The 21,743-nt window shown below is 62.2% G+C and carries 17 protein-coding genes and 1 pseudogene; 10 read left to right on the top strand and 8 right to left on the bottom strand.

Annotated elements, in window-relative coordinates:
• Positions 1-771: transposase (locus JV241A_RS17610; protein ID WP_134063741.1), on the bottom strand; the 771-nt coding region annotated here is incomplete at its 3' end.
• A 397-nt stretch (positions 772-1,168) separates the two neighbouring features.
• On the opposite strand from JV241A_RS17610, the gene JV241A_RS17605 reads away from it, so the two are divergent.
• Positions 1,169-2,047 (top strand): carboxylate/amino acid/amine transporter, encoded by an 879-nt coding sequence (locus JV241A_RS17605; protein ID WP_038996515.1) that lies wholly within the window; start codon positions 1,169-1,171, stop codon positions 2,045-2,047.
• Here JV241A_RS17605 and JV241A_RS17600 read toward each other — a convergent pair.
• Positions 1,988-3,289, bottom strand: a complete 1,302-nt coding sequence (locus JV241A_RS17600; RefSeq protein ID WP_134063740.1) for a mechanosensitive ion channel family protein — start codon at positions 3,287-3,289, stop codon at positions 1,988-1,990. The two genes, JV241A_RS17605 and JV241A_RS17600, sit on opposite strands and share 60 nt — an antisense overlap.
• 144 nt (positions 3,290-3,433) lie before the next feature.
• Between JV241A_RS17600 and JV241A_RS17595 the strand changes: the two genes are divergently transcribed.
• Positions 3,434-4,759 (top strand): DEAD/DEAH box helicase, encoded by a 1,326-nt coding sequence (locus JV241A_RS17595; protein ID WP_115088189.1) that lies wholly within the window; start codon positions 3,434-3,436, stop codon positions 4,757-4,759.
• Between the two features lie 91 nt (positions 4,760-4,850).
• Here JV241A_RS17595 and JV241A_RS17590 read toward each other — a convergent pair whose 3' ends face one another.
• On the bottom strand, positions 4,851-5,120 hold the full coding sequence (locus tag JV241A_RS17590; RefSeq protein WP_115088188.1) for a hypothetical protein: 270 nt from the start codon (positions 5,118-5,120) through the stop codon (positions 4,851-4,853).
• Positions 5,121-5,246: 126 nt separating this feature from the next.
• Between JV241A_RS17590 and JV241A_RS17585 the strand changes: the two genes are divergently transcribed.
• The 4 genes and pseudogenes from JV241A_RS17585 to JV241A_RS27835 all read left to right on the top strand — a co-directional run bounded on the left by JV241A_RS17585 (position 5,247) and on the right by JV241A_RS27835 (position 7,203).
• Entirely contained in the window at positions 5,247-5,639 is a 393-nt protein-coding gene (locus tag JV241A_RS17585; protein WP_134063739.1) for a transcriptional regulator, read from the top strand.
• 109 nt (positions 5,640-5,748) lie between these two features.
• Entirely contained in the window at positions 5,749-6,675 is a 927-nt protein-coding gene (locus tag JV241A_RS17580; protein ID WP_134063738.1) for a DMT family transporter, read from the top strand.
• Between the two features lie 87 nt (positions 6,676-6,762).
• A pseudogene (locus JV241A_RS17575) lies at positions 6,763-6,954 on the top strand (LysR family transcriptional regulator); the annotation flags it as partial.
• Positions 6,955-7,077: 123 nt separating this feature from the next.
• On the top strand, positions 7,078-7,203 hold the full coding sequence (locus JV241A_RS27835) for a PA1414 family protein (protein WP_258578890.1): 126 nt from the start codon (positions 7,078-7,080) through the stop codon (positions 7,201-7,203).
• 54 nt (positions 7,204-7,257) lie between these two features.
• On the opposite strand, the gene JV241A_RS17570 is transcribed toward JV241A_RS27835, so the two are convergent.
• On the bottom strand, positions 7,258-8,637 hold the full coding sequence (locus JV241A_RS17570; RefSeq protein WP_115088185.1) for a sodium:solute symporter: 1,380 nt from the start codon (positions 8,635-8,637) through the stop codon (positions 7,258-7,260).
• Between the two features lie 145 nt (positions 8,638-8,782).
• Complete coding sequence (gene speB, locus JV241A_RS17565) at positions 8,783-9,733, bottom strand: agmatinase (RefSeq protein ID WP_115088184.1); 951 nt, start codon at positions 9,731-9,733, stop codon at positions 8,783-8,785.
• A 222-nt stretch (positions 9,734-9,955) separates the two neighbouring features.
• Here speB and JV241A_RS17560 point away from each other — a divergent pair, with 222 nt between their 5' ends.
• The 3 genes from JV241A_RS17560 (at position 9,956) to JV241A_RS17550 (ending at position 13,230) form a co-directional block, all read left to right on the top strand.
• Positions 9,956-10,849 carry a LysR family transcriptional regulator gene (locus JV241A_RS17560; RefSeq protein ID WP_115088183.1) on the top strand — a complete coding sequence of 298 codons (894 nt, stop codon included), beginning with the start codon at positions 9,956-9,958 and terminating at the stop codon, positions 10,847-10,849.
• 136 nt (positions 10,850-10,985) lie between these two features.
• Positions 10,986-12,551, top strand: a complete 1,566-nt coding sequence (locus tag JV241A_RS17555) for a PAS domain-containing methyl-accepting chemotaxis protein (protein WP_134063737.1) — start codon at positions 10,986-10,988, stop codon at positions 12,549-12,551.
• A gap of 79 nt (positions 12,552-12,630) precedes the next feature.
• Positions 12,631-13,230, top strand: a complete 600-nt coding sequence (locus JV241A_RS17550; protein WP_115088181.1) for a DTW domain-containing protein — start codon at positions 12,631-12,633, stop codon at positions 13,228-13,230.
• Between the two features lie 122 nt (positions 13,231-13,352).
• Here JV241A_RS17550 and JV241A_RS17545 read toward each other — a convergent pair whose 3' ends face one another.
• Genes JV241A_RS17545 through JV241A_RS17535 form a run of 3 tightly spaced genes read right to left on the bottom strand, consistent with a single transcriptional unit; the run spans position 13,353 to position 18,281 of the window.
• Positions 13,353-14,708: an HlyD family type I secretion periplasmic adaptor subunit gene (locus tag JV241A_RS17545; protein ID WP_134063735.1), complete on the bottom strand. Its 1,356-nt coding sequence runs from the start codon at positions 14,706-14,708 to the stop codon at positions 13,353-13,355.
• A gap of 11 nt (positions 14,709-14,719) precedes the next feature.
• The gene (locus JV241A_RS17540; RefSeq protein WP_115088179.1) at positions 14,720-16,876 is read right to left on the bottom strand and encodes a type I secretion system permease/ATPase; all 2,157 of its coding nucleotides are present in this window, start codon (positions 16,874-16,876) and stop codon (positions 14,720-14,722) included.
• Positions 16,877-16,907: 31 nt separating this feature from the next.
• Positions 16,908-18,281, bottom strand: coding sequence for a TolC family outer membrane protein (locus tag JV241A_RS17535; protein WP_115088178.1), 1,374 nt, complete (start codon positions 18,279-18,281; stop codon positions 16,908-16,910).
• Between the two features lie 520 nt (positions 18,282-18,801).
• Between JV241A_RS17535 and JV241A_RS17530 the strand changes: the two genes are divergently transcribed.
• A partial coding sequence (locus JV241A_RS17530) for a retention module-containing protein (RefSeq protein ID WP_134063733.1) occupies positions 18,802-21,743 on the top strand: 2,942 nt, incomplete at its 3' end.

Below are 21,743 nucleotides of genomic sequence, written 5' to 3'. Positions count from 1 at the left end.
GATCCAGCTCGACATGTACAGCACTCGCCTTACATGGGCCCGACCACCCCATATCTGGCGGTGCCCTCGATGGCTACCACTATCGTTGTTGTAAGGCGCTACGCCCACCAGAGCGGCGATCTGACGGCGGTCCAACTGCCCCAGTTCAGGCAGTGAGGCGAGCAGATTTGCGGCGGTTACTCGACCGATTCCGGTCACTGCCAATAACTGACGCGCCCTGGTATCGTCCAGTTGCACCATCGCCTGGTCAATTTCTTCGTCGAGGCGTTTGATCAGCACTTTCAGCTGCTCTATATGCTCATCGAAGTGGGCCATCACTGTTGCCGAGCGACATTGCTGGCGACGCCGCTTGTCGTCATCACGGCTCTGCACAAATTGGGCGCGCTGCTTCACCAGCTCTCGCAGCTCTTCGCGTTCAGGGCTGACCGGTTGGCCTTGAGGGGCGCTGAGGTGTGCAGCGAAGTCCGCAAGGACTTCGGCGTCGATCTTGTCGGTTTTGGCTTTTTTACCCATGGCATCGGCGAATTTTCGGGCACGGGCTGGGTTGATGCAGATGGTTTCCAGTCCTGCTGAGGCCAGGGCGATCAACACATCTTTCTCGTAGCCGCCTGTCGCTTCGATCAGCACTCGACTGATATTGAAGTCCTTCAGACGCTCAAGCAACACCTCGAAGCCTGCGGAGTTGTTGGCCACTTCGAAGCGGATTTTCTGAGGCTTGATGCAGATTTCCAAAGTGGCTTTGGCAGTGTCGATTCCAACAGAAGACAACATGGCTGAACCCTCTTACACTCAGTTGTGAGAGCGCTCTGGCTTGGCCCACGCTTGTGATTCGAGAGGCGCTCAATCAACTGTTCGGGCTCGGGCCAGAGTGGAGAGGTGAATGGCAGCTTTGCTCCCACACGTGCTTTAAGCACTACCGGCGTACAGCTTGCCATTCACCGCTCTCACTTCTGATTCTATTCCTACCTCAAGACACAAGCGGCGGTGCGACGACTCGACGTGACCCGCGATGAGGCCAGTACCACCAACACATCAGGCGGCGTCTGGATTGCGACCGCTTCGCGCTCGATCGCAGGCAAGCCAGCTCCCACAGGTCCGCAGGGCCTTCAGCAGTTGCCGGGTGTGCTGCTAACCGCTAAGGTCGCCGCCTCCACAGCAAGGGGCCAACATGGGCTATTTATTGATCGTCGCGCTGATCCAGGCGTTTTCCTTCAGCCTGATCGGCGAGTACCTGGCGGGGCATGTCGACAGCTATTTCGCAGTGCTGGCGCGGGTGCTGCTGGCCGGGCTGGTGTTCCTGCCGCTGACCCGCTGGCGTCAGGTCGAACCACGCTTCATGCGTTCGATGCTGCTGATCGGTGCGCTGCAATACGGCATCACCTATGTCTGCCTGTACCTGAGCTTCCGGGTGTTGACGGTGCCTGAGGTGCTGCTGTTCACCATCCTCACGCCCTTGCACGTGACCCTGATCGAAGACGCCCTGAACCGGCGCTTCAACCCGTGGGCGCTGGTGGCGGCGCTGGTGGCGGTTGCCGGTGCGGCGGTGATTCGCTTCGACAGCATCAGCCCGGACTTCTTCATCGGCTTTTTGCTCTTGCAACTGGCCAACTTCACCTATGCCGCCGGGCAGGTACTGTACCGCCACCTGATCGCGCGCAACCCCAGCGACCTGCCGCATTACCGGCGGTTCGGCTATTTCTACCTGGGTGCCTTGCTGGTGGTGCTGCCGGCCTTCCTGCTGTTCGGCAACACCCAGCACCTGCCGAGCACCGACGTGCAATGGCTGGTGCTGCTGTTTCTGGGCCTGTGCCCGACGGCGCTGGGATTGTACTGGTGGAACAAGGGCGCCTGCCTGGTTTCAGGCGGCACCCTGGCGGTGATGAACAACCTGCACGTGCCGGTCGGCTTGCTGCTCAACCTGCTGATCTGGAACCAGCACGAGCCGCTGGGCCGGTTGTTCATCGGCGGGGCGGTGATCCTGGCGTCGCTATGGCTCAGTCGTCTCGGCACTCAGCGCCCGCTGCTGGCTGGGCAAGGTCGAGGGTAACAGGCCGGCGCGCAGGTCGTTGCCGCTGGGCTGCTGGTACAGGCTCAGGCCGAACTCCGGCATCACCGCCAGCAGGTAGTCGAAGATGTCGCCCTGGATACGCTCGTACTCGGCCCACACCGTGGTGCGGGTGAAACAGTAGATTTCCAGCGGCACGCCCTGGGCGGTGGTCTGCATCTGGCGGACCATGCAGGTCATGTTCGGCTGGATGTCCGGGTGGCTCTTCAAATATGCCAGGGCATAAGCGCGGAAGGTGCCGACGTTGGTCAGCTTGCGGCGGTTGGCCGACAGTTCCGCCACCGGGCCCTGGGCCTCGTTCCAGCTGTGCAGTTCATTGCGTTTGCGGGCGATGTAGTCGGTCAGCAGGCGCACCTCGGACAGGCGCTGCTCTTCGGCGGTGGTCAGAAAACGCACGCCGCCGGCATCGATGAACAGGCTGCGCTTGATCCGCCGCCCGCCCGATTGCTGCATGCCGCGCCAGTTCTTGAACGACTCGGACATCAAGCGCCAGGTGGGGATGGAGACGATGGTCTTGTCGAAATTCTGCACCTTGACCGTGTGCAGGGTAATGTCCACCACATCGCCATCGGCGCCGACCTGGGGCATCTCGATCCAGTCGCCGACCCGCAGCATGTCGTTGCTGGTCAGCTGCACGCTGGCGACGAACGACAGCAGGGTGTCCTTGTAGACCAACAGGATGACTGCCGACATGGCACCGAGACCTGAGAGCAGCAACAGCGGCGAGCGGTCGATCAGGGTGGCGACGATGACGATGGCGCCGAACACGAACAGGACCATCTTGGCCAACTGCACATAGCCCTTGATCGAGCGGGTGCGGGCATGTTCGGTGCGTGCGTAGATGTCCAGCAGGGCGTCGAGCAGGGCACTCAGGGCCAGGGTCAGGAACAGGATGGTGAAGGCCAGGGCAACGTTGCCGAGGAAATGCTGGCTGGTGGCGCTCAGCTCCGGCACCAGCTTCAGGCCGAACTGCACCACCAGCGATGGGGTGGTCTGGGCCAGGCGCTGGAATACCTTGTTCTCGCGCAGGTCATTGACCCAGTGCAGGGCTGGCTGGCGGCCGAGCAGGCGGGCGGCGTGCAGCACCAGAAAGCGCGCCACACGGCCGAGCAGCAGGGCGATCACCAGCAATACGCCCAGGCCGATACCGGCGTGCAGTATCGGGTGTTGATCGAGGGTGCCCCAGAGGTCCAGGGTGTTTTGCCACAGCTGTTGAATGTCCATAACGGTGTCGTAGAGGGTCCGCAAGTCGAAAACAAGGCCATTAGAGTGCGGATCGGCAAGAAGTTGCCAAAAGAAATTCGGCTCCGACGCCGGAAAACGTTACCCTATGCAACTGAATTTTTTGCACATGCCCGAGGTACACCCGTGTTTTCCCAATTCGCCCTGCACGAACGCCTGCTCAAAGCCGTGGCCGAGCTGAAATTTGTCGAGCCGACGCCGGTGCAGGCAGCGGCCATCCCTTTGGCGTTGCAAGGGCGTGACCTGCGGGTGACGGCGCAAACCGGTAGCGGCAAGACCGCAGCCTTCGTCCTGCCGATGCTCAACCGCCTGGTGGACCTCAAGCAGAAGCGCGTCGAGATTCGTGCCCTGGTGCTGCTGCCGACCCGCGAGCTGGCGCAGCAGACCCTCAAGGAAGTCGAGCGTTTCTCCCAGTTCACCTTCATCAAGGCTGGCCTGATCACTGGCGGTGAAGACTTCAAGGAACAGGCCGCGATGCTGCGCAAGGTGCCGGACGTGCTGATCGGCACCCCGGGCCGCCTGCTCGAGCAACTCAATGCCGGCAACCTGCACCTGGAGCATGTCCAGGTGATCGTTCTCGACGAAGCCGACCGCATGCTCGACATGGGCTTTGCCGAAGACGTCGAGCGTCTGTGCAACGAGTGCCCGAACCGCGAGCAAACCATGCTGTTCTCCGCCACCACTGGCGGTGCCGGCCTGCGCGACATGATCGGCAAGGTGCTGAAAACCCCTGAGCACCTGATGCTCAACAGTGTCAGCCAGTTGGCCGAAGGTACCCGCCAGCAAATCATCACTGCCGACCACAACCAGCACAAAGAGCAGATCATCCAGTGGCTGCTGGAAAACGAGACCTACGACAAAGCGATCATCTTCACCAACACCCGGGTGATGGCTGACCGCATCTACGGTCATCTGGTGGCCAAGGACTACAAAGCGTTCGTTCTGCACGGTGACAAGGATCAGAAAGACCGCAAGCTGGCCATCGAGCGCCTGAAACAGGGCGGCGCCAAGATTCTGGTTGCCACCGACGTCGCCGCGCGCGGCCTGGACGTCGACGGCCTGGATCTGGTGATCAACTTCGATATGCCGCGCAGCGGCGACGAGTACGTACACCGTATTGGCCGTACCGGCCGTGCCGGTAACGAAGGCCTGGCGGTGTCGCTGATCTGCCACGGCGACTGGAACCTGATGTCGAGCATCGAGCGCTACCTGAAGCAGAGCTTCGAGCGCCGGGTGATCAAGGAAGTCAAAGGCACCTATACCGGGCCGAAGAAGGTCAAGGCCTCGGGCAAGGCTGCCGGTGTGAAGAAGAAAAAGGCTGACAAGAAAGGCGACAAGAAGGTCGTTGCCAAGCGCAAGCCGACCGCCAAGCCGAAGCCTAATGCCCCACTGGCCAGCGCCGATGGCCTGGCACCGCTCAAGCGCCGCAAGCCGGCGCCGGCTGCGGAGTAAGCGCCGGCCTCATCGCCGGCAAGGCCGGCTCCCACAGGTTTTCTACAGACCTTGTGGGAGCTGGCTTGCCAGCGATAGCTTCACCCCGATTTCAGGTCTTTTTCTCCGCTGCCTTCAGCTCCTGCAACCGCTTGTCGATCAGCTGGCACTTGTCCGGCAAGTCCTTGCTGGCACTCTCAAGCTTCATGCCTTGCAACTCATCGTTGATCTCCTTGGCCTTCTGCGGATTCTGCTCGGTAAGCTTGCTCACTTCCTTGGCCAGTTCTTCGCGTTTCTCCGTCGCTTCTTCCAGCGTGCAGGCCCAGCTGGGCAAGGCCAGCAACAGGCTGGCGGCGGCAGCAATGTTCATCAGGGTCTTCATGGGCAGGCTCCTGTGCAATCAGGGTGAAGTCTTGCGGTTGAGCCTGGCCGGGACGCGAAAGTTCAGTCGAACCGCAGCCTCGCGCACCGGTCACAATCTTACCGACCCCTGATTGAGGCTATGCCGATGACCACCTACGACTGGGACCTGATCGAACGCCTGTTGCATGAAGCGCAGAACAGCGCCGGACACAGTTTCACCCCCAGACCCTATGCCGAGCAGCATGCTGCCCAGCTTGCGGCTGAAGGTGCGGCACCTGGCGATCTCGATCATCTAAAAACGCTGGCCTGTGAGTACGAAAAGTTACTGTTCGAGCGCGGTTACTTTGCTTCACGCCCGGAAGATGAGGGCGGCAACGGTGAGAATTTTGTCCTCACCGTGCGTGGCTCGCGGCTGCTGAGCCTGCTGGACAGCAGCATTCCGGGCAACGACCACCCGCGTCAGGTACTGGATGAGCAGGACGACCCGCTGGACGAGGCTACCTTCGATCAGGTGGCTTCCAAGGCACAGATTGCCTGACGCAGGCAACACAAGGCTGGCATTGAGCGCCTGCCGCCGCTGATAATCGGCACTGGATCCACTTCTGCCGAGAACCTGCCATGTCGTTGCCTGATACCGGGAGCGCCCGATGAGCGCCACCCGCCGCAATACCGATGCCTTCGCCCTGCAAGTGATGCTGGTGCTGTGCCTGATCTGGGGCATCCAGCAGGTGATGATCAAGTGGGCCGCGCCGGATATCGCGCCGGTGATGCAGCAGGCCATGCGTTCAGGCATGGCGGCGGTTCTGGTCGGGCTGCTGATGTGTTTTCGCGGCGGTTGGGATCAGGTGGCCAGCACCTGGCGCGGAGGCCTGCTGGCCGGCGCGCTGTTCGGCCTGGAGTTTCTGTTCATTGCCGAAGGCCTGAAGCTGACCTCGGCCGCGCACATGTCGGTATTCCTCTACACGGCACCGGTGTTCACGGCCCTGGGCCTGCACTTCATGCTGCCAAGCGAGCGGCTCAGGCCTCTGCAATGGCTGGGTATCCTGCTGGCGTTCTGCGGCATTGCCTTTGCCTTTGCCGGCGGCGTTTCGTTGGAGCAACTGGACGGGCGCATGCTGCTGGGCGATGCCTTTGGCGTATTGGCGGGCCTGGCCTGGGGGGCGACGACGGTAGTGGTGCGTGCTTCGCGGTTGTCTGAGGCACCGGCAACCTTGACATTGTTCTACCAACTGGCGGTCGGCTTCGTCGGCTTGCTGTTGATTGCCATTGCCAGTGGCCAGGTCACCCACGTGCAGTTCACCCCGCTGTCGATCGGCAGCCTGCTGTTCCAGGGCCTGATCGTGTCGTTCTTCAGCTACCTGACCTGGTTCTGGCTGCTGCGTCGCTACCTGGCCTCGAACCTTGCAGTGTTCTCCTTTATCACGCCCTTGTTCGGGGTGACCTTCGGCGTACTGCTGCTCGGCGAGCCGTTGAGCCTGAACTTCGTACTCGGGGCCGTCATGGTGTTGCTTGGGGTAACGCTGGTCAGCGCTGAGCAGTGGGTGCGCCGGCGCTTGCGCAGCCTGCTCGGCTAGTCGACCACACGCATGCAGAACGGGCGCATTTTCGGCGACACTTGGTCTGTGTTGTGCGCGCGACTACGGCCTATTTCCGTAAAAAAGGCTAAAAGCGGGCTCGACAGCCTGCCGCGCAGGGAGCGGGTGGCGGTGCATCGCCTGCAGGCGCCGTTCGATCAGGCCACCACCTGGCTGATGTGGCGCAAGGGCATGCGCGGGGCAAACTTGAGCGCCTGGATCGATTTGCAACAAGGGGAAACAGTTGCACAGGCGACGGAACTGGCGGTCAGTGCTTGATCAAGATCAAACTTGGCTTTGGTCGTATGTTTTCGACATGCGCAATGTAAGACATCGGGCTATGATCTGTATGAAGCATCGCAGGATTTATTCGCCGTGCAGGCTGACCCGTAAGGGGGAGTTATGAGAAACCATCTGTTCAACTGGCTCCACGACCTGGCCGCTGCCCTGGGCCTGATCCCGCCACCGCTGCAGCCGGTGCCGATCCCTACCGACGAAGAACAGCGCAAGCGCCAGCAACGTCGCTAAAACACATTGGCCGCCGCATCATTGCTGATGCGACGGCCGTGGTGCACCTGCCTGTCAGGCCAGGTTGACGGCGCCTACCGGGCGGCGCGACATCAGGCTGATTACCACAAAGCTCACCAGGCCGATCGCCAGGCTATAGTAGATCGGCGTGTTGGCATCCATCCCATCCTTGATCATGAACGCCAGGGCAGTGACAAAGCCCAGGGTCATGCTGGTGATCGCCGCCGCAGTGGTGGCGCGTTTCCAGTAGATGGCGCCGATCAGCGGAATCAACATGCCGCCCACCAGCAGGTTGTAAGCCAGGGTCAGGGCGCTGATGACATCGGTTACCACCAGGGCGATGCCCAGTACGGCAATGCCGGTCAGCAGGGTGAACAGGCGGTTGATGCCCAGGCTCGACTGCTTGCCGCCGCGCAGCTTCGGCAGCAGGTCTTCGGTCAGAACGGTGGAGGCTGCCAGCAGGCCGGCACTGGCGGTCGACATCATCGCGGCCAGCGCAGCGGCAATCACCAGGCCGCGGATGCCATCAGGCAGGGCGGATTTGACGATCGCGGCAAAGGCGTTGTTGGCGTTGTCCAGGTCCGGCAGGAGGACATGCGCGGCCATGCCGATCAGCGCGCACACCAGGCCGTAGATCACGCAGTAGACACCTGCGGTGGTGCCAGCGTACTTGGCGACCTTCTCGTCACGGGCGGTGAACACCCGTTGCCAGATGTCCTGGCCGATCAGGATGCCGAAGAAGTAGATCAGGAAGTAGGTGATGATGGTGTCCCAGCCGATGGTGGTCAGGCTGAAGTTGCTCGCCGGCAGCTTGGCCACCAGTTGATCCCAGCCACCGACCTTGTACAGGCAGATGGGCAGCAGGACGAACATCAGGCCGACGGTCTTGATCACGAACTGGACGATGTCGGTCAGGGTCAGCGACCACATGCCGCCGATGGTCGAATAGACCACTACCACGCCACCACCGAGCAGGATCGCGCCCCAGAACGGCAGGTCGAACAGCACTTGCAGGACGGTGCCGATAGCCAGGGTCGAAGTCACCGCGATCATCAGTGCGTAGGCAAGCATGATCACTGCACTGGCCTGGCGGGCCATGGGGTTGTAGCGTTTTTCCAGCACCTGGGTGACGGTGAAAATCTTCAGGCGCAGCAGCGGCTTGGCCAGGAACAGGTTCAGGGCGATGATGCCCAGGCCCAGTGCCGCGCACAGCCAGAAACCGGAAATCCCGTGGACATAGCCCAGGCGAACGGTGCCGACGGTAGACGCGCCGCCCAGTACCGTGGCGGCCATGGTGCCCATGTACAGGCTTGGGCCGAGGTTGCGCCCGGCTACCAGGTAATCTTCATGGGTTTTTGCCCGGCGCATGCCGAACCAGCCGAGCGCGAGCATGCCGGCCGCATAGATCAGAACAACGAATATGTCCAAGGCCATGGGTGTCTCCAATTATCTTTATTATGGTGAGATCGACCCCGGCGCCAGGCAAGCCTGACGCCAGGTCATTCGTCTACTCAGTGGGCCGTCGCTGCGGCCCGACTGTCATGGCTCCTGCCCTGTTGCAACTCCTGGTGTACAACCGTTAGCGGCGAACCACGCCCGGCAGTGCACAGAGCATTTCGTACAGCAGGTTGGCACCCAGCAGCGAGGTGTTGCCGGTGGTGTCGTAAGGTGGCGAGACTTCCACCAGGTCGCAGCCGATCAGGTCCAGGCCCTGGCAACCGCGGATGATTTCCATCGCCTGGATGGTGGTCAGGCCGCCGATTTCCGGGGTGCCGGTGCCGGGTGCCCAGGCCGGGTCGATACCGTCGATGTCGAAGCTCAGGTACACCGGGCCGCCGCCGACTTTCTCGCGCACTTCTGCCATCAACGGCTCCAGCGATTTGTGCCAGCACTCTTCGGCCTGGACCACACGAAAGCCCTGCTTGCGGCTCCAGTTGAAGTCTTCAGCGGTGTAGCCCTGGGCGCGCAGGCCGATCTGCACCACACGGTCGCAATCCAGCAGGCCTTCTTCGACGGCGCGGCGGAAGGTGGTGCCGTGGGCGATCTTCTCGCCGAACATGTGATCGTTGACGTCGGCGTGGGCATCGATGTGCACCAGCCCGACCTTGCCGTGCTTCTTGTGGATCGCCCGCAGGATCGGCAGGGTGATGGTGTGGTCACCACCCATGGTCATGGGGATGACATTGTGTTCGAGGATCTCGTCGTAGGCTTCTTCAATGATCCGCACGGCGTCGAGCAGGTTGAAGGTGTTGATCGCCACGTCGCCGATATCGGCAATCGACAACGAATCGAAGGGCGCAGCGCCAGTGGCCATGTTGTACGGGCGGATCATCACCGATTCAGCGCGGATCTGCCGTGGGCCGAAGCGGGTGCCGGAGCGCAGCGAAGTACCGATGTCCAGGGGAATACCGATGAACGCGGCATCCAGGCCTTCGGCGCTAGGCAGGTGAGGGAGACGGAGCATGGTGGCGATGCCGCCGAAGCGCGGCATTTCGTTGCCGCCCAGTGGTTGGTGCAGAATCTTGTCCACGGTCGGGCCTCATCAATTCGATTGTTGTAGTTGTTGGAACCTGTCTGGCTGGCCTGGGACAAACCCTGAAATGCCGGCAAGCAGGTGCATTGCGGCAGAGTCTGCAAAAGGTAGTGGGTGAAAAGAATCGCTACAGGCAAATACTTAGTTCAGGTTTTTCTGAACTAATGCCGGGGATGGCGTTAGAATCCGGCCACCTGTTGCCCTGCGGACCGCGATCAAATGGCCTCTGCCTTGCCTGACCTGAAACTCCTGCGCATCTTCGTCAGCGTCGTGCGTCATCAGGGGTTTGCCAATGCCCAGCGCGAGCTGAACCTGTCGACCTCGGCCATCAGTACCTACATGAGCCAGCTGGAGGCGGCGCTGGGCATCGTCCTCTGCCATCGCGGCCGCGGCGGCTTCAGCCTGACCAGCAAGGGCGAACTGTTCCATCAGGAGACCTTGCGCCTGCTGGCGGAAATGGACGGCTTCGAGCAATACGCGGCGGCGCTCAAGGGCGAATTGCGCGGCACCCTCAACCTGGGGGTGATCGACTCCACCGTGGGTGATCGGGCCCTACCCCTGGCCGAGGCGATCGGTGCCTACAGCCAGGAACACCCGGCAGTGCATTTGCACTTGTCGGTATCCAGCCCCTACGAGCTGCAGCTGGGGGTGCAGGACAACCGTCTGGACCTGGCCATCGGTGCCTTTTCCACACGTATGAGCGGGCTGGTGTACCAGCCGTTGTACCGTGAACAGCATTGGCTTTACTGCAGCAACCGCCACCCGCTGTTCAACGAGCGGCGCATTCCCGAGCAGGTGATTACCCAGCAGCGCATGGTCGGTCGTGGCTACTGGAGCCAGGCGGAGCTTGCCCGCCACGGCTTCAAGCACAGCGCGGCGACAGTGGAAAGCATGGAGGCGCAACTGATCCTGGTGTTGTCGGGCGCCTACATTGGCTACCTGCCGGAACACTATGCCCAGGCTTGGGTCGACAAGGGGGATTTACGGGTGCTATCGCCGGCGACCTTCGGCTATCAGGCGCCGTTTTCCATGATAATTCGCCGTGGCCGCAGCCGCGAACCCTTGATCCAGACCTTCCGCGACTTGCTCAAGGCGCAACTCACTCCTGCCTAAACGAAACGGCCACTGAAAAATTTAGTCGCGGCTGCAAAAAATCCTGAAAATATCGGCCGCAACCCCGTAATCGCTCTGCTAAACCTGTATTGGCTTGATGAAATTTCCCATCATTTCCTAAGCAGGGATCGCCCAGATGCGCATGAATTTGCCCGTCACTGAGCATGAAAGAGTCTTTCCGAGCGAACAGCGGCTGATTTCCACGACAGACCTCAACAGCCGCATCACCTATTGCAACGACGCCTTTGTCGCCATCAGCGGTTTTACCTACGAAGAATTGCTCGGTCAGCCACACAATCTGGTGCGTCATCCGGACATGCCTCCCTCAGTGTTCGGTCATATGTGGGAAACCATCAAACAGGGCAAACCCTGGATGGGCGTGGTGAAAAATCGTTCAAAGAATGGCGATTTCTATTGGGTCAGCGCCTACGTCACGGCGATTTACGAGAACGGCCGGATCAGCGGCTATGAGTCAGTGCGTTCGGTTCCGACCCGCGAGCAGATCCGCCGGGCCACGGCCCTGTATGCACGACTGCGCCAGGGTCGTGGCCCGGTTCCGCTGGCGGCGCGGCTGGGGGCCGCCCTGGAACAGGGCTGGCCGCTGGTGGGCGCCGCTGTTCTTTCTGCTATCAGTTACCTATGGCTGCCGCAATACGTTGCCCTGGGCGTATTGATGGCCAGTTTGCTCAGCGCCTGGTACCTGATCGAAGCGCGGCACAACCGGGTGATCCGTCGTACCCTGGACGAACACCCGAAAGCCTTCACCAGCCCCTTGGTGGCCCTGACCTATAGCGACAACAGCGGCCTGCAGGGCCAGCTGGACCTGGCAATCCTCAGTGAAGAAGCGCGCCTGCAAACCGCGCTGACCCGCCTGGTGGATGCCGGCGTGAGCGTGAAGGCGCGTGCCGCGCAGTCTTCCGACTTGTCGGGCGCCCAGGCGCAACTGCTCGATCGCCAGCGCAGCGAAACCGACCAGTCGGCCACGGCCATTGCGCAAATGGCAGCGACCATCCAGGAAGTTACCCACAACGTGCAGAGCACCGCCACGGCGGCTTCCGACGCTGATCATCTGGCCCAGCAGGGCAGCGACCTAGCGCAGCAAAGCCTGCGCGCCATGGGCAGCATGGCCGAGGCGGTCAGCGACATCGGCCAGGCGGTCAATGCCCTGGCGGACCAGACCCAGTCGATCGGCAGCGTGGTCGATGTCATCACCTCGATTGCCGAGCAGACCAACCTGCTTGCGCTCAATGCGGCGATTGAAGCGGCGCGGGCCGGTGAGCAGGGTCGGGGCTTTGCCGTGGTCGCCGATGAGGTGCGCTCGCTGGCCCAGCGTACCCGCACTTCGACCGAGGAGATCCACCAGATCATCGCCTCGTTGCGCGCCGGAGCCGAGCGGGCGGTGTCCAGTGCCAGCAAGGGCGAGCAAATCTCTCGCGACAGTGTGCACAGCGTCGAGGCGGTGCAGTCGGCGTTGGTGGGGATTACCCAGGCGGTCAGCCGCATCACCGGCATGAGCCAGCAAATGGCGACCGCCTCGGAACAGCAGAGCCATGTCGCCGAGGACATCAACCAGCAGATCACCCGCATTGCCCAGCTCTGCGATCACAGCGCCGGGCAGGCCAAGCAGGGCGCGGAGATCAGCCAGGACCTCGAACGCATGGCCGACTATCTGTACGGTCTGGCAGAGCGCTTCAACCGCTGAAGCTTTATCGTCTCTCCCACAGGGAAGTGGGCTTTTTTCGGGACTGCTGTGGCACACTTTGCCCGCTCAGGAGAACCCGATGTCCAGAATCCACTGCGAGCGCTGTTTGCGCCCACAAGCTCATTGCCTTTGCCCGCTGATCCCGTCGCTCGACAGCCGCACCCGTGTGCTGTTGCTGCAGCACCCCAGTGAAGTGCGCCATGCCCTCAATACCGCGAAGCTGGCAGCGCTTGGCTTGCGCAATGCGCAGTTGCAGGTGGGGGAAGTGTTCGAGGATCTGGCTGAGCTGCTTGAGGCGCCGGGGTATCGCAGCGTCTTGCTGTTTCCGGGGGATGAGGCGCAGCCCTTGGTCGCTTATGGTGATGACCAGGATGATCGACCGTGGCAGTTGGTGGTGCCTGATGGTACCTGGCGTAAAGCGAGCAAATTGCTGCATTTGAATCCGTTGCTGGGCGCATTGCCGCGGGTGACCCTGGCCCAGGTCCAGCCTTCGCGCTATCGCCTGCGCAAGGCGCCGCAGCCGGGCGCGTTGTCGACCCTGGAGGCGGTGGTGCAGGCGTTGAACGTGCTGGAGGCGCCGCAGAACTTTGATGCGCTTTTAAAGCCGTTCGAGGCGCTGATCGAGGGGCAGATCGCGGCGATGGGGCGCGAGACGTACGAGCGTAATCATCTACGTTGAGCCACTGCGAGCGCTTCGCGCTCGATCGCTGGCAAGGCCAGCTCCCACAGGACCGGTAGACACACTCACTGTGGGAGCCGGCCTTGCCGGCGATGGGCTGCGTACAGCAGCCCTCGAACGCTTCAGCGTTCGCGCATCGCCTCGGTACGTGCCTTGAGCACCGGCTTGAGCAGGTAGTCGAGCACGCTCTTGTTCCCGGTGATGATATCCACCGTCGCGGTCATGCCCGGAATGATCAACAACGGCTTGTTGTCACCCCCCAGATGGTTGCGGTCGGTACGCACCTGGATCAGGTAAAAGGCATTGCCCTTGTCGTCGGTGACGGTGTCGGCGCTGATCAGTTCGAGCTTGGCCTTCAGGCCGCCATAGATGGTGTAGTCGTAGGCGCTGAACTTGACCATCGCCGACTGCCCGGGGTGCAGGAAGGCGACATCTTGCGGCCGCACCTTGGCCTCGATCAGCAGGTTGTCTTCCAGCGGCACGATCTCCAGCAGGTCGCTGCCGGGCTGGACCACGCCGCCGATGGTGTTGACCTTGAGCAGCTTGATGATCCCGTGAACCGGCGAAACCACCGTGGTGCGGGTCACCCGGTCATCGATGGCGATGCTCGAGGCAGTGATCTTCGACAGGTCGGTGCGTTTTTCGTTGAGCTCCTTGGCAGCTTCCGAACGAAACCCGGCTTCGGACTCTTCGATCTTGCTCTTGATCTCCGCTACCGCCGCTTCGGCCCGGGGGATCGCCAGGCTGGTGGCGTTGAGCGAGCCGCGGGCTTCGACGGCGCTGCGCTTGAGACGCAGGATCTCCACCGGTGAAATCGCCCCGGTGCCGACCAGCGGCGTCGACATGTTCAGCTCCTGCTGCAACAGGGCCAGGGCAGAGCGGTATTGCTCGACCTTGGAGCGGAACTCGGCCAGTTCCTGGGTCTTCTGCCGCAGTTGTTCGTTGAGGGTCTGCTTCTCGCTGGTCAGGCGACGCTGGCGTGACTGGTACAGCGACAGCTCGTCTTCAGCCACCTGCGGCGCCTTGCTGCGCACTTCTTCGGAGAGCTGGAACGGCCGGCCTTCGGCTTCGGCTGACAAGCGCTCGACCTGGGCCGTGAGGGCAAAACGGTCGGCCTCGCTCTCGCCCTTGTTGGACTGAAACCGGGTGTCGTCCAGGCGCAGCAGGGTATCGCCCTTGTTCACCATCTGCCCTTCGCGCACGAAGATCTCGGTAACGATGCCGCCTTCCAGGTTCTGGATCACCTGGACCTTGCTCGACGGAATGGCCTTGCCTTCGCCCATGGTCACTTCATCGAGCACGGCGAACTTGGCCCAGAGCAGCGCTACCAGTAACAAAGCTGCAGCCAGCCATACGGTAATGCGTGACAGGCGCGGCGAGTCCTGCAGCGTGGCGCCGGCCACATCGGGCATGAACTCGTGTTCGGCGGTCTTGCCGAAACTCTGGAAGTAACTGCGCAGGCCTTGGCTTACGGACATGGATGGACCCCCTAGAGTGCCGCGCCAACGCGGCCTTTGCGCAGTGCATCGATGACCGCTTCCTTCGGTCCGTCGGCAACGATCCTGCCGTTGTCCAGCACCAGCAGCCGGTCGACCAGGCTGAGCATCGAGGTGCGGTGGGTGACCAGCAGCAGGGTCTTGCCCTGGACCCAGCCATGCAGGCGCTGGCGCAGTTGGTCTTCGCTGCTGTTGTCCATGTGGCTGGTGGGTTCGTCGAGGATCATGATCGGCGGTTCGAGCAGCATCGCCCGGGCCAGCAGCACGGCCTGGCGCTGGCCGCCGGAGAGCAGTTGGCCACGCTCGCCCACCGGGCGGTCGAAGCCTTGCGGATGTTGCCGGGCCAGCTCGCTGACGCCGGTCAGCTCGGCGACTTCGAGCATCCGCGCATCACTCACATAGCGCGCGCCAAGGGTCAGGTTGTCGCGCAAACTGCCCGCCAGCAGCGGCAAGTCATGGGCGACGTAGCCCAGTTGGTGACGCAAGTCGGCGATGTCCAGTTGGCGCAGGTCGAGATTGTCGAGCAGGATCTGCCCTTCGTCCGGGGCATAGAAACCCATCAGCAGGCGCGCCAGGGTGCTCTTGCCGGAACCGCTGCGGCCGATGATGCCGATACGTTCGCCCGGCTTGACGCTGAAGCTGATGTCATTGAGGGCGGCAGCGTTCTGTCCGGTGTAGCGAAAGCTCACATGGCTGACGTCGAGGGCGCCGTGCAACTGGGTGCGTTCCAGCGGCTGCTGGCCGGCCTGGCGTTCCTGGGGCAGGGCCATCAGCGCATCGGTGCTGCGCATGGTCAGTTGTGCCTGCTGGTAGCGGGTAATCAGCCCGGCGATCTGCCCCAGCGGTGCCAATACCCGGCTGCCGAGCATATAGCTGGCGACCAGGGCGCCGACGCTGAGGTTGCCGGCGATGATGCTGTAAACCCCGGCAACGATGGTGGCCATGCCGCAGAACTGCTGGATGAACAACGTGCCGTTGGTGGCCACGGCCGAAAGGTTGCGGGCGTGGGCGTCGAGGCGGGTGAGGGCGCCGTGGGTACTTTCCCACTGGTACTGGCGCTCGCTTTCAGCGCTGCAGGCCTTGAGGGTCTCCAGGCCGCCGAGGGTTTCGATCAGCAAGGCCTGGCGCACGGCGCCAAGGGCCAGGCTTTTTTGCACGGTGTCGCGCAGGCGTATCTGGATGAACAGGGCGAAGACAATGGTCAGCGGAAAGGCGATCAGCGGGATCACCACCAGCCAGCCGCCGAGCAGGCCGATCACTGCCAGCATCAACACCACGAAGGGCAGGTCGATGACGCTGGTCAGGGTCACCGCGGTGAGGAATTCACGCAGGCCCTGGAAGTCATGAATGCTCTGGGCAAAGCCGCCGACCGTGGCCGGGCGGGCTTTCATCGACATGCCGGTGATGCGTTCGAACAGGGTGGCAGAGAGAATCAGGTCGGTCTTTTTTCCGGCCTGGTCGAGCAGGTGGGCGCGGACTACGCGCAGGGTCAATTCGAACAGGGTGCCGATCAACAGGCCGGCACTCAGCACCCAGAGCGTCGAGGTGGCCTGGTTGGGCACCACCCGGTCGTAGGTCTGCATGACGAACAACGGCACCATCAGCCCCAGCAGGTTGATCAGCAGGCTGGCGAGGATGGCGTCGCTGTACAGCCAGCGCGAGAGTTTGAGGGTGTCGCGGAACCAGGCGTTGACCCGCGGCATCAGCGGGGCCCGCAGGTCTTCCAGTTCGTGGCGGGGGCGGGCGAACAGGGCTTCACCGGCGTAGGCTTCAAGCAGTTCTTCGCGGCTGACCCACTGCTCGCCGCCTTCGGCTTCGCAGGGCAGGATCAACGCCCGGCCATCTTCGCCCCAACGGCGCAGCACTGCGCAGCGACCGTCCTTGAGCAGCACCAGCACTGGCAGGTTGAGCGCCGAGATTGACCCCAATTCACGCCGTAGAACCCGCGCCTGCAGCCCGGCCCGTGCTGCTGCCCGGGGCAGCAGCTCAAGGCTCAGGCGTTGCTCGGGCAGGGGCAGGCCGGCACTCAGACCGGCGCGACTGACAGTGCAACCATGCAGCTTGCAGAGGATCAGCAAGCCATCGAGTAACGGGTCATCGAAACTCTGGCGCGGATCTAATGCCGAGCTCGCAGGTTGCATGCTGGTCAAGGTCGCCTACTCCTGCAGCGGGTGGAGGGGATTAGCGCATATCGGGCAAGCGCGCCTCGCTCTTCACTTCGCTCTTGGCGATCGCTTCGGGGGGCAACGAGATGCGCTGCTTGCTCAACAATTCACCCATGTTGGCCAGGACCCGGTACATGGAGAACTCTTCGGTGTAGCGCACTTCGGTGTAGCGGCGGTTGGCGTTGTACAGCTCGTTTTCACTGTCGAGCAGGTCGAGCAGGGTGCGCTGGCCGAGGCCGAACTGGTCTTGGTAGGCCGCGCGCACGCGGGTGGAGGTCTCGGCGTATTCGCGGGCCGCCGGCAGTTGCACGCGGGCGTTGTTCATGGCGTTCCACGACAGCGACAGGTCCTCGGTAAGCTGGCGCAGAGCGTTGTTGCGGATGTCCATGGCCTGGTTGATCTTGTGCGCATCGGACTGCAGGCGGGCCTTGTCGCTGCCACCACGGAACAGGTTGTAGTTGAGCTCGACACCGGCCTGCCAGTCGTTGTTGTCATGGCCGACCTGGCCTGCGGTGTTGTTGTTGGCACCGGTGGCCAGCACCGCGTCCAGACGCGGATAGAACGGCGACTTGGCCACTTCGTATTGCTGCTCGGCCGCATTGACATCGGCCTGGGCGGATTTCAGGTAGGGGTTGTTGTCGAGCATGTTCTGGCGCGCAGCCCCCAGGTCGCCAGGCACTTCGCCCTTGATGGTCACCGGGGTTTCCAGCTCATCGGCCGGGCGACCGACGACGCTATAGAACCTGGCCTCGGCATCGGCCAGGTCGACCTCGGCGGTGTACAGGTTGTTTTCCGCCAAGGCGCGACGGGCAGTGGACTGGTCGCGGTCGGCGATGCTGCCGACGCCACGCTCGCTACGCAGGCCGATCTGGTCGTTGACCCGCAGGTGCGCTTGCAGGTTGTTCTTGGCCAGGGTCACCAGCTCACGGCGTTTGAGCACCTCGAGGTAAACCTCGATGGCGCTCAGGGCGACGGACTGGGCGGTGGCCTGGGTGTAGTAGGCGCGCGAGTTCACCACCGCTTCCGTACGGCCGACTTCGTTGGCGGTGTTGAAGCCGTCGAAGAGCATCTGCCGCAGGCGCAGGTCGGACTGGGTGTAGGTCAATGTCTCTTTATTATGGTCGCGCGTGCCGTCGACATTGGTGCCACGGGTGTTGGTGTTGTCGGAGCGCTGGCGCCCATAGCCGGCCACCAGGTCGACTCTGGGGTAGTAACCGCCTCTGGCGAACTTCACATCTTCATCGGCCGACAGCCGGCTGTTCTTGCTGGCTCCAATTTCCGGATGTTGATCCACGGCGTTTTGCACAGCCTCATTAAGTGACATCGCCTGGGCATTGGTACATGCCATGGCCAACAGAATTGCGCTGGTGATGGGGGTCAAAACGCGCATGGGTTACTTCTCCCTGATTTCTAATAATGGTCCTGCGGTTCGTCAAAAAAGTGACGAAAACCTGAGGTCAAACCGTATCAGGCTTGTAACAACAGAGCTAAGAACATTTACGCGCGCAGCTAAGAAGATTTTTTCATAAGAGTTATGCGAAAAAAAACTTATGCGGTCTAAGAAATCCGCGACATTGTTCATATCAGGCAGCCCGTGGAATAGCGCTAGAGGGCATTTTTCGGGCGTCAGAGAAAGTTCCCGTGTTTTTGCAGCAGAGGGCATGGATGTAGCGGAGGGGATGGAGGCGGGGCGAAATTTGGCGACAATTTTTTGGCATATGTCACAAGGCCACTTCGTTCAACCACTTTCACCGCAGCACTGACAGGCGAAGTTGTTGATTTCATTGAAATCACGGCGTACTGGCAGGCTGTTTTCAGCGCTGGCCCGGGGTAATCCCGTCGGGTTGGGCACGCGATAGTTCAGCGCACGCTTGTTGCAATCAACCGATTTGCAGTGGAGGAGTGCGCTCATGGCTAAGTTAATCGGTATCGTCAGCAAGGTAGTGGGCGAAGTCTTCGCTGTGGGCAGCGATGGCAGCCGCCGGCCTCTGGTCGAAGGCGATAAGGTGTATGCCGGCGAGCAGCTGGACACAGGCCTTGCGGGCGCTGTCGCCGTCCACCTGCAAAACGGTGCCGAACTTACCCTCGGCCGCGGTAGCAGCCTGACCCTGACCCCTGAGCTGCTGGCGAACCAAGCGCCTCATGTCGAGACGTCGGAGTCGACGACCCCCAGCCAGGCACAACTGACTGATGTCGAGAAACTCCAGCAAGCCATCGCCGCCGGCGCCGACCCGACCCAGGAAGCCGACCCGACTGCGGCGGGGCCGGGCACTGGCGGTGCGCCGGGTGCACTGGGCGGCGGGCATACCTTCGTCATTCTCGATGAGGTGGCCGGGCGGGTAGATCCGCAGATTGGCTTTCCCACTGCAGGCTTCAACGGTTTTCCCGAGTTGCCGGAGCTGGACGTCGGCCTGATCAACAACAATGACGATGCACCGCCGCTGCCTGCGGTCGACAACCCGGTCAACCTCCAGGGGCTTGATGTCGAGGGTGGCGAGTTGTCGTTGAACGAGGCCAATCTGGCCCAGGGTTCGGCCAGTGATCCGGCGGCCCTGACCCGGGGTGGCAGTTTCACGGTGCAGGCACCTGATGGGGTGTTCAACCTCAATGTCGGTGGCATCAACATTGTTACTGCTGGAGCGGTGACTGGCGTTGGCCAGTCGATCACCACCGGCCTGGGTAATGTGCTGACCATCACCGGCTACGATGCTGGCAGCGGCGTGGTCAGCTACAGCTACTCCTTGAGCGGAGCCGAAAACCACCCAGGCGGCGCTGGCGCCAATGGGCTTGGCGAAAGCATCGCGGTACTGGTCAGTGACACCGATGGCGACGTAGCCAGTGGTTCGCTGGATATCTCCGTGATTGACGATGTGCCGCAGGCGATGGCCGATACCAATGCCGTCACCGCCACGGAAAACCAGCTGACCCTTACCGGCAACGTGCTGACCAACGATGTGCAGGGCGCAGACCGGGTACCGAGCGGGCCGATCACTGCCGGCACCTTCGTTGGCACCTACGGCACGCTGGTGCTGGCGGCCGATGGTTCCTACACCTATACGCTCAACACTGCCGATCCGGACTTCATCAACCTGCATGGCGGTGGGAATGGCATCGAGACCTTTACCTACACCCTGACTGATGCCGATGGCGATGATTCCAGCGCCAACCTGGTGTTGAACGTCAGCAACCTCAATGATCCGGTGGAGCTCAACGGGCTGAGCATCAACGGCGGCGAGCTGGTGCTGTTCGAGAAAAACCTGGCGGACGGCAGCAGCCCCGACGCGGCGGCGCTGACCCAGAGCGGCACTTTTACCGTGACCGCGGCTGATGGTCTGCAGGCGCTGACGGTTGGCGGCATCAATGTGATCAGTGCAGGGGTGGTCAATGGCTTCCCGCAATCGGTCACGACCGCACTGGGCAATACCCTGACCATCAGCGGCTACAACCCGGCTACGGGTGAGGTGACTTACAGCTACACCTTGAACGCCAGCGAGGCGCATGCCACTGCCAATGGCAGCAACACCCTTGGCGAGAGTTTCAACGTTGTTGCCACCGACAGCGATGGCAGCAGTGCGAACATGAGCATCGATGTTTCCATCCTCGACGATGTACCGACGGCGGCCGGCGATACCAATGCGGTGACTGCCACGGAAAATCAGCTGACCCTGACCGGCAACGTGCTGACCAATGATGTGCAGGGCGCAGACCGTGTACCGACCGGGCCAATCACCGCCGGCACCTTCGTCGGCACCTACGGCACCCTGGTGCTGGCCGCCGACGGTTCCTACACCTACACACTCAACACCAATGATCCGGACTTCTTCAACCTGCACGGTGGTGGTAACGGCATCGAGACCTTTGCCTATACGCTGACCGATGCCGACGGCGATGCGTCCACCGCCAACCTGGTGCTGAACGTCAGCAACCTCAATGATCCGGTGACCCTCGATGGCCTGAATGTCGAGGGCGGCGAACTCACCGTTTACGAGAAGAACCTCGGCGACGGCAGCAGCCCGGATGCGCCGGCCCTGACCCAGACCGGCAGCTTCACCGTGACCGCACTCGACGGCGTGCAAACGCTCACCGTCGGCGGCATCACCGTGGTCAGTGGCGGCGTGGCCAGCGGCTTCCCGCAGTCGGCGACCACGGCCCTGGGCAACACCCTGACCATTACCGGTTACAACCCGGCAACCGGCGTGGTCAGCTACAGCTACACCCTGGTGGACAACGAAACCCATGCCGCAGCCAATGGCATCAACAGTCTCGGTGAGAGCTTCACGGTCAGCGTGACCGACACCGATGGCAGTACCGCCAGTGGCGCCATCGACGTCAATATCGTCGACGACATCCCGACCGCAGCGGGCGATACCAACGCGGTCACTGCCACAGAGAACCAACTGACCCTGACCGGCAACGTGTTGACCAATGACGTGCAGGGCGCAGACCGTGTGGCGACCGGGCCGATCACCGCCGGCACCTTCGTCGGCACCTACGGCACCCTGGTGCTGGCGGCCGATGGTTCCTACACCTATACGCTCAACACCAACGATCCGGACTTCTTCAACCTGCAGGGTGGTGGTAACGGCATCGAGACCTTTGCCTACACGCTGACCGATGCCGACGGCGATGCGTCCACCGCCAACCTGGTGCTGAACGTCAGCAACCTCAATGATCCGGTGACCCTCGATGGCCTGAATGTCGAGGGCGGCGAACTCACCGTTTACGAGAAGAACCTCGGCGACGGCAGCAGCCCGGATGCGCCGGCCCTGACCCAGACCGGCAGCTTCACCGTGACCGCACTCGACGGCGTGCAAACGCTCACCGTCGGCGGCATCACCGTGGTCAGTGGCGG

The organism is Pseudomonas sp. JV241A (assembly GCF_900275665.1).
Taxonomy (GTDB): domain Bacteria; phylum Pseudomonadota; class Gammaproteobacteria; order Pseudomonadales; family Pseudomonadaceae; genus Aquipseudomonas; species Aquipseudomonas wadenswilerensis.
This window is presented reverse-complemented; position numbering and strand designations above follow the sequence as displayed.

What these genes read in the sequence shown, in the direction of transcription:
- JV241A_RS17605 (WP_038996515.1), top strand. Translation starts at nt 1,169, where the DNA reads ATGGGCTATTTATTGATCGTCGCGCTGATCCAGGCGTTTTCCTTCAGC.
- JV241A_RS17600 (WP_134063740.1), bottom strand. Translation starts at nt 3,289, where the DNA reads ATGGACATTCAACAGCTGTGGCAAAACACCCTGGACCTCTGGGGCACC.
- JV241A_RS17590 (WP_115088188.1), bottom strand. Translation starts at nt 5,120, where the DNA reads ATGAAGACCCTGATGAACATTGCTGCCGCCGCCAGCCTGTTGCTGGCC.
- JV241A_RS17585 (WP_134063739.1), top strand. Translation starts at nt 5,247, where the DNA reads ATGACCACCTACGACTGGGACCTGATCGAACGCCTGTTGCATGAAGCG.
- JV241A_RS17580 (WP_134063738.1), top strand. Translation starts at nt 5,749, where the DNA reads ATGAGCGCCACCCGCCGCAATACCGATGCCTTCGCCCTGCAAGTGATG.
- JV241A_RS27835 (WP_258578890.1), top strand. Translation starts at nt 7,078, where the DNA reads ATGAGAAACCATCTGTTCAACTGGCTCCACGACCTGGCCGCTGCCCTG.
- JV241A_RS17570 (WP_115088185.1), bottom strand. Translation starts at nt 8,637, where the DNA reads ATGGCCTTGGACATATTCGTTGTTCTGATCTATGCGGCCGGCATGCTC.
- JV241A_RS17560 (WP_115088183.1), top strand. Translation starts at nt 9,956, where the DNA reads ATGGCCTCTGCCTTGCCTGACCTGAAACTCCTGCGCATCTTCGTCAGC.
- JV241A_RS17555 (WP_134063737.1), top strand. Translation starts at nt 10,986, where the DNA reads ATGCGCATGAATTTGCCCGTCACTGAGCATGAAAGAGTCTTTCCGAGC.
- JV241A_RS17550 (WP_115088181.1), top strand. Translation starts at nt 12,631, where the DNA reads ATGTCCAGAATCCACTGCGAGCGCTGTTTGCGCCCACAAGCTCATTGC.
- JV241A_RS17545 (WP_134063735.1), bottom strand. Translation starts at nt 14,708, where the DNA reads ATGTCCGTAAGCCAAGGCCTGCGCAGTTACTTCCAGAGTTTCGGCAAG.
- JV241A_RS17535 (WP_115088178.1), bottom strand. Translation starts at nt 18,281, where the DNA reads ATGCGCGTTTTGACCCCCATCACCAGCGCAATTCTGTTGGCCATGGCA.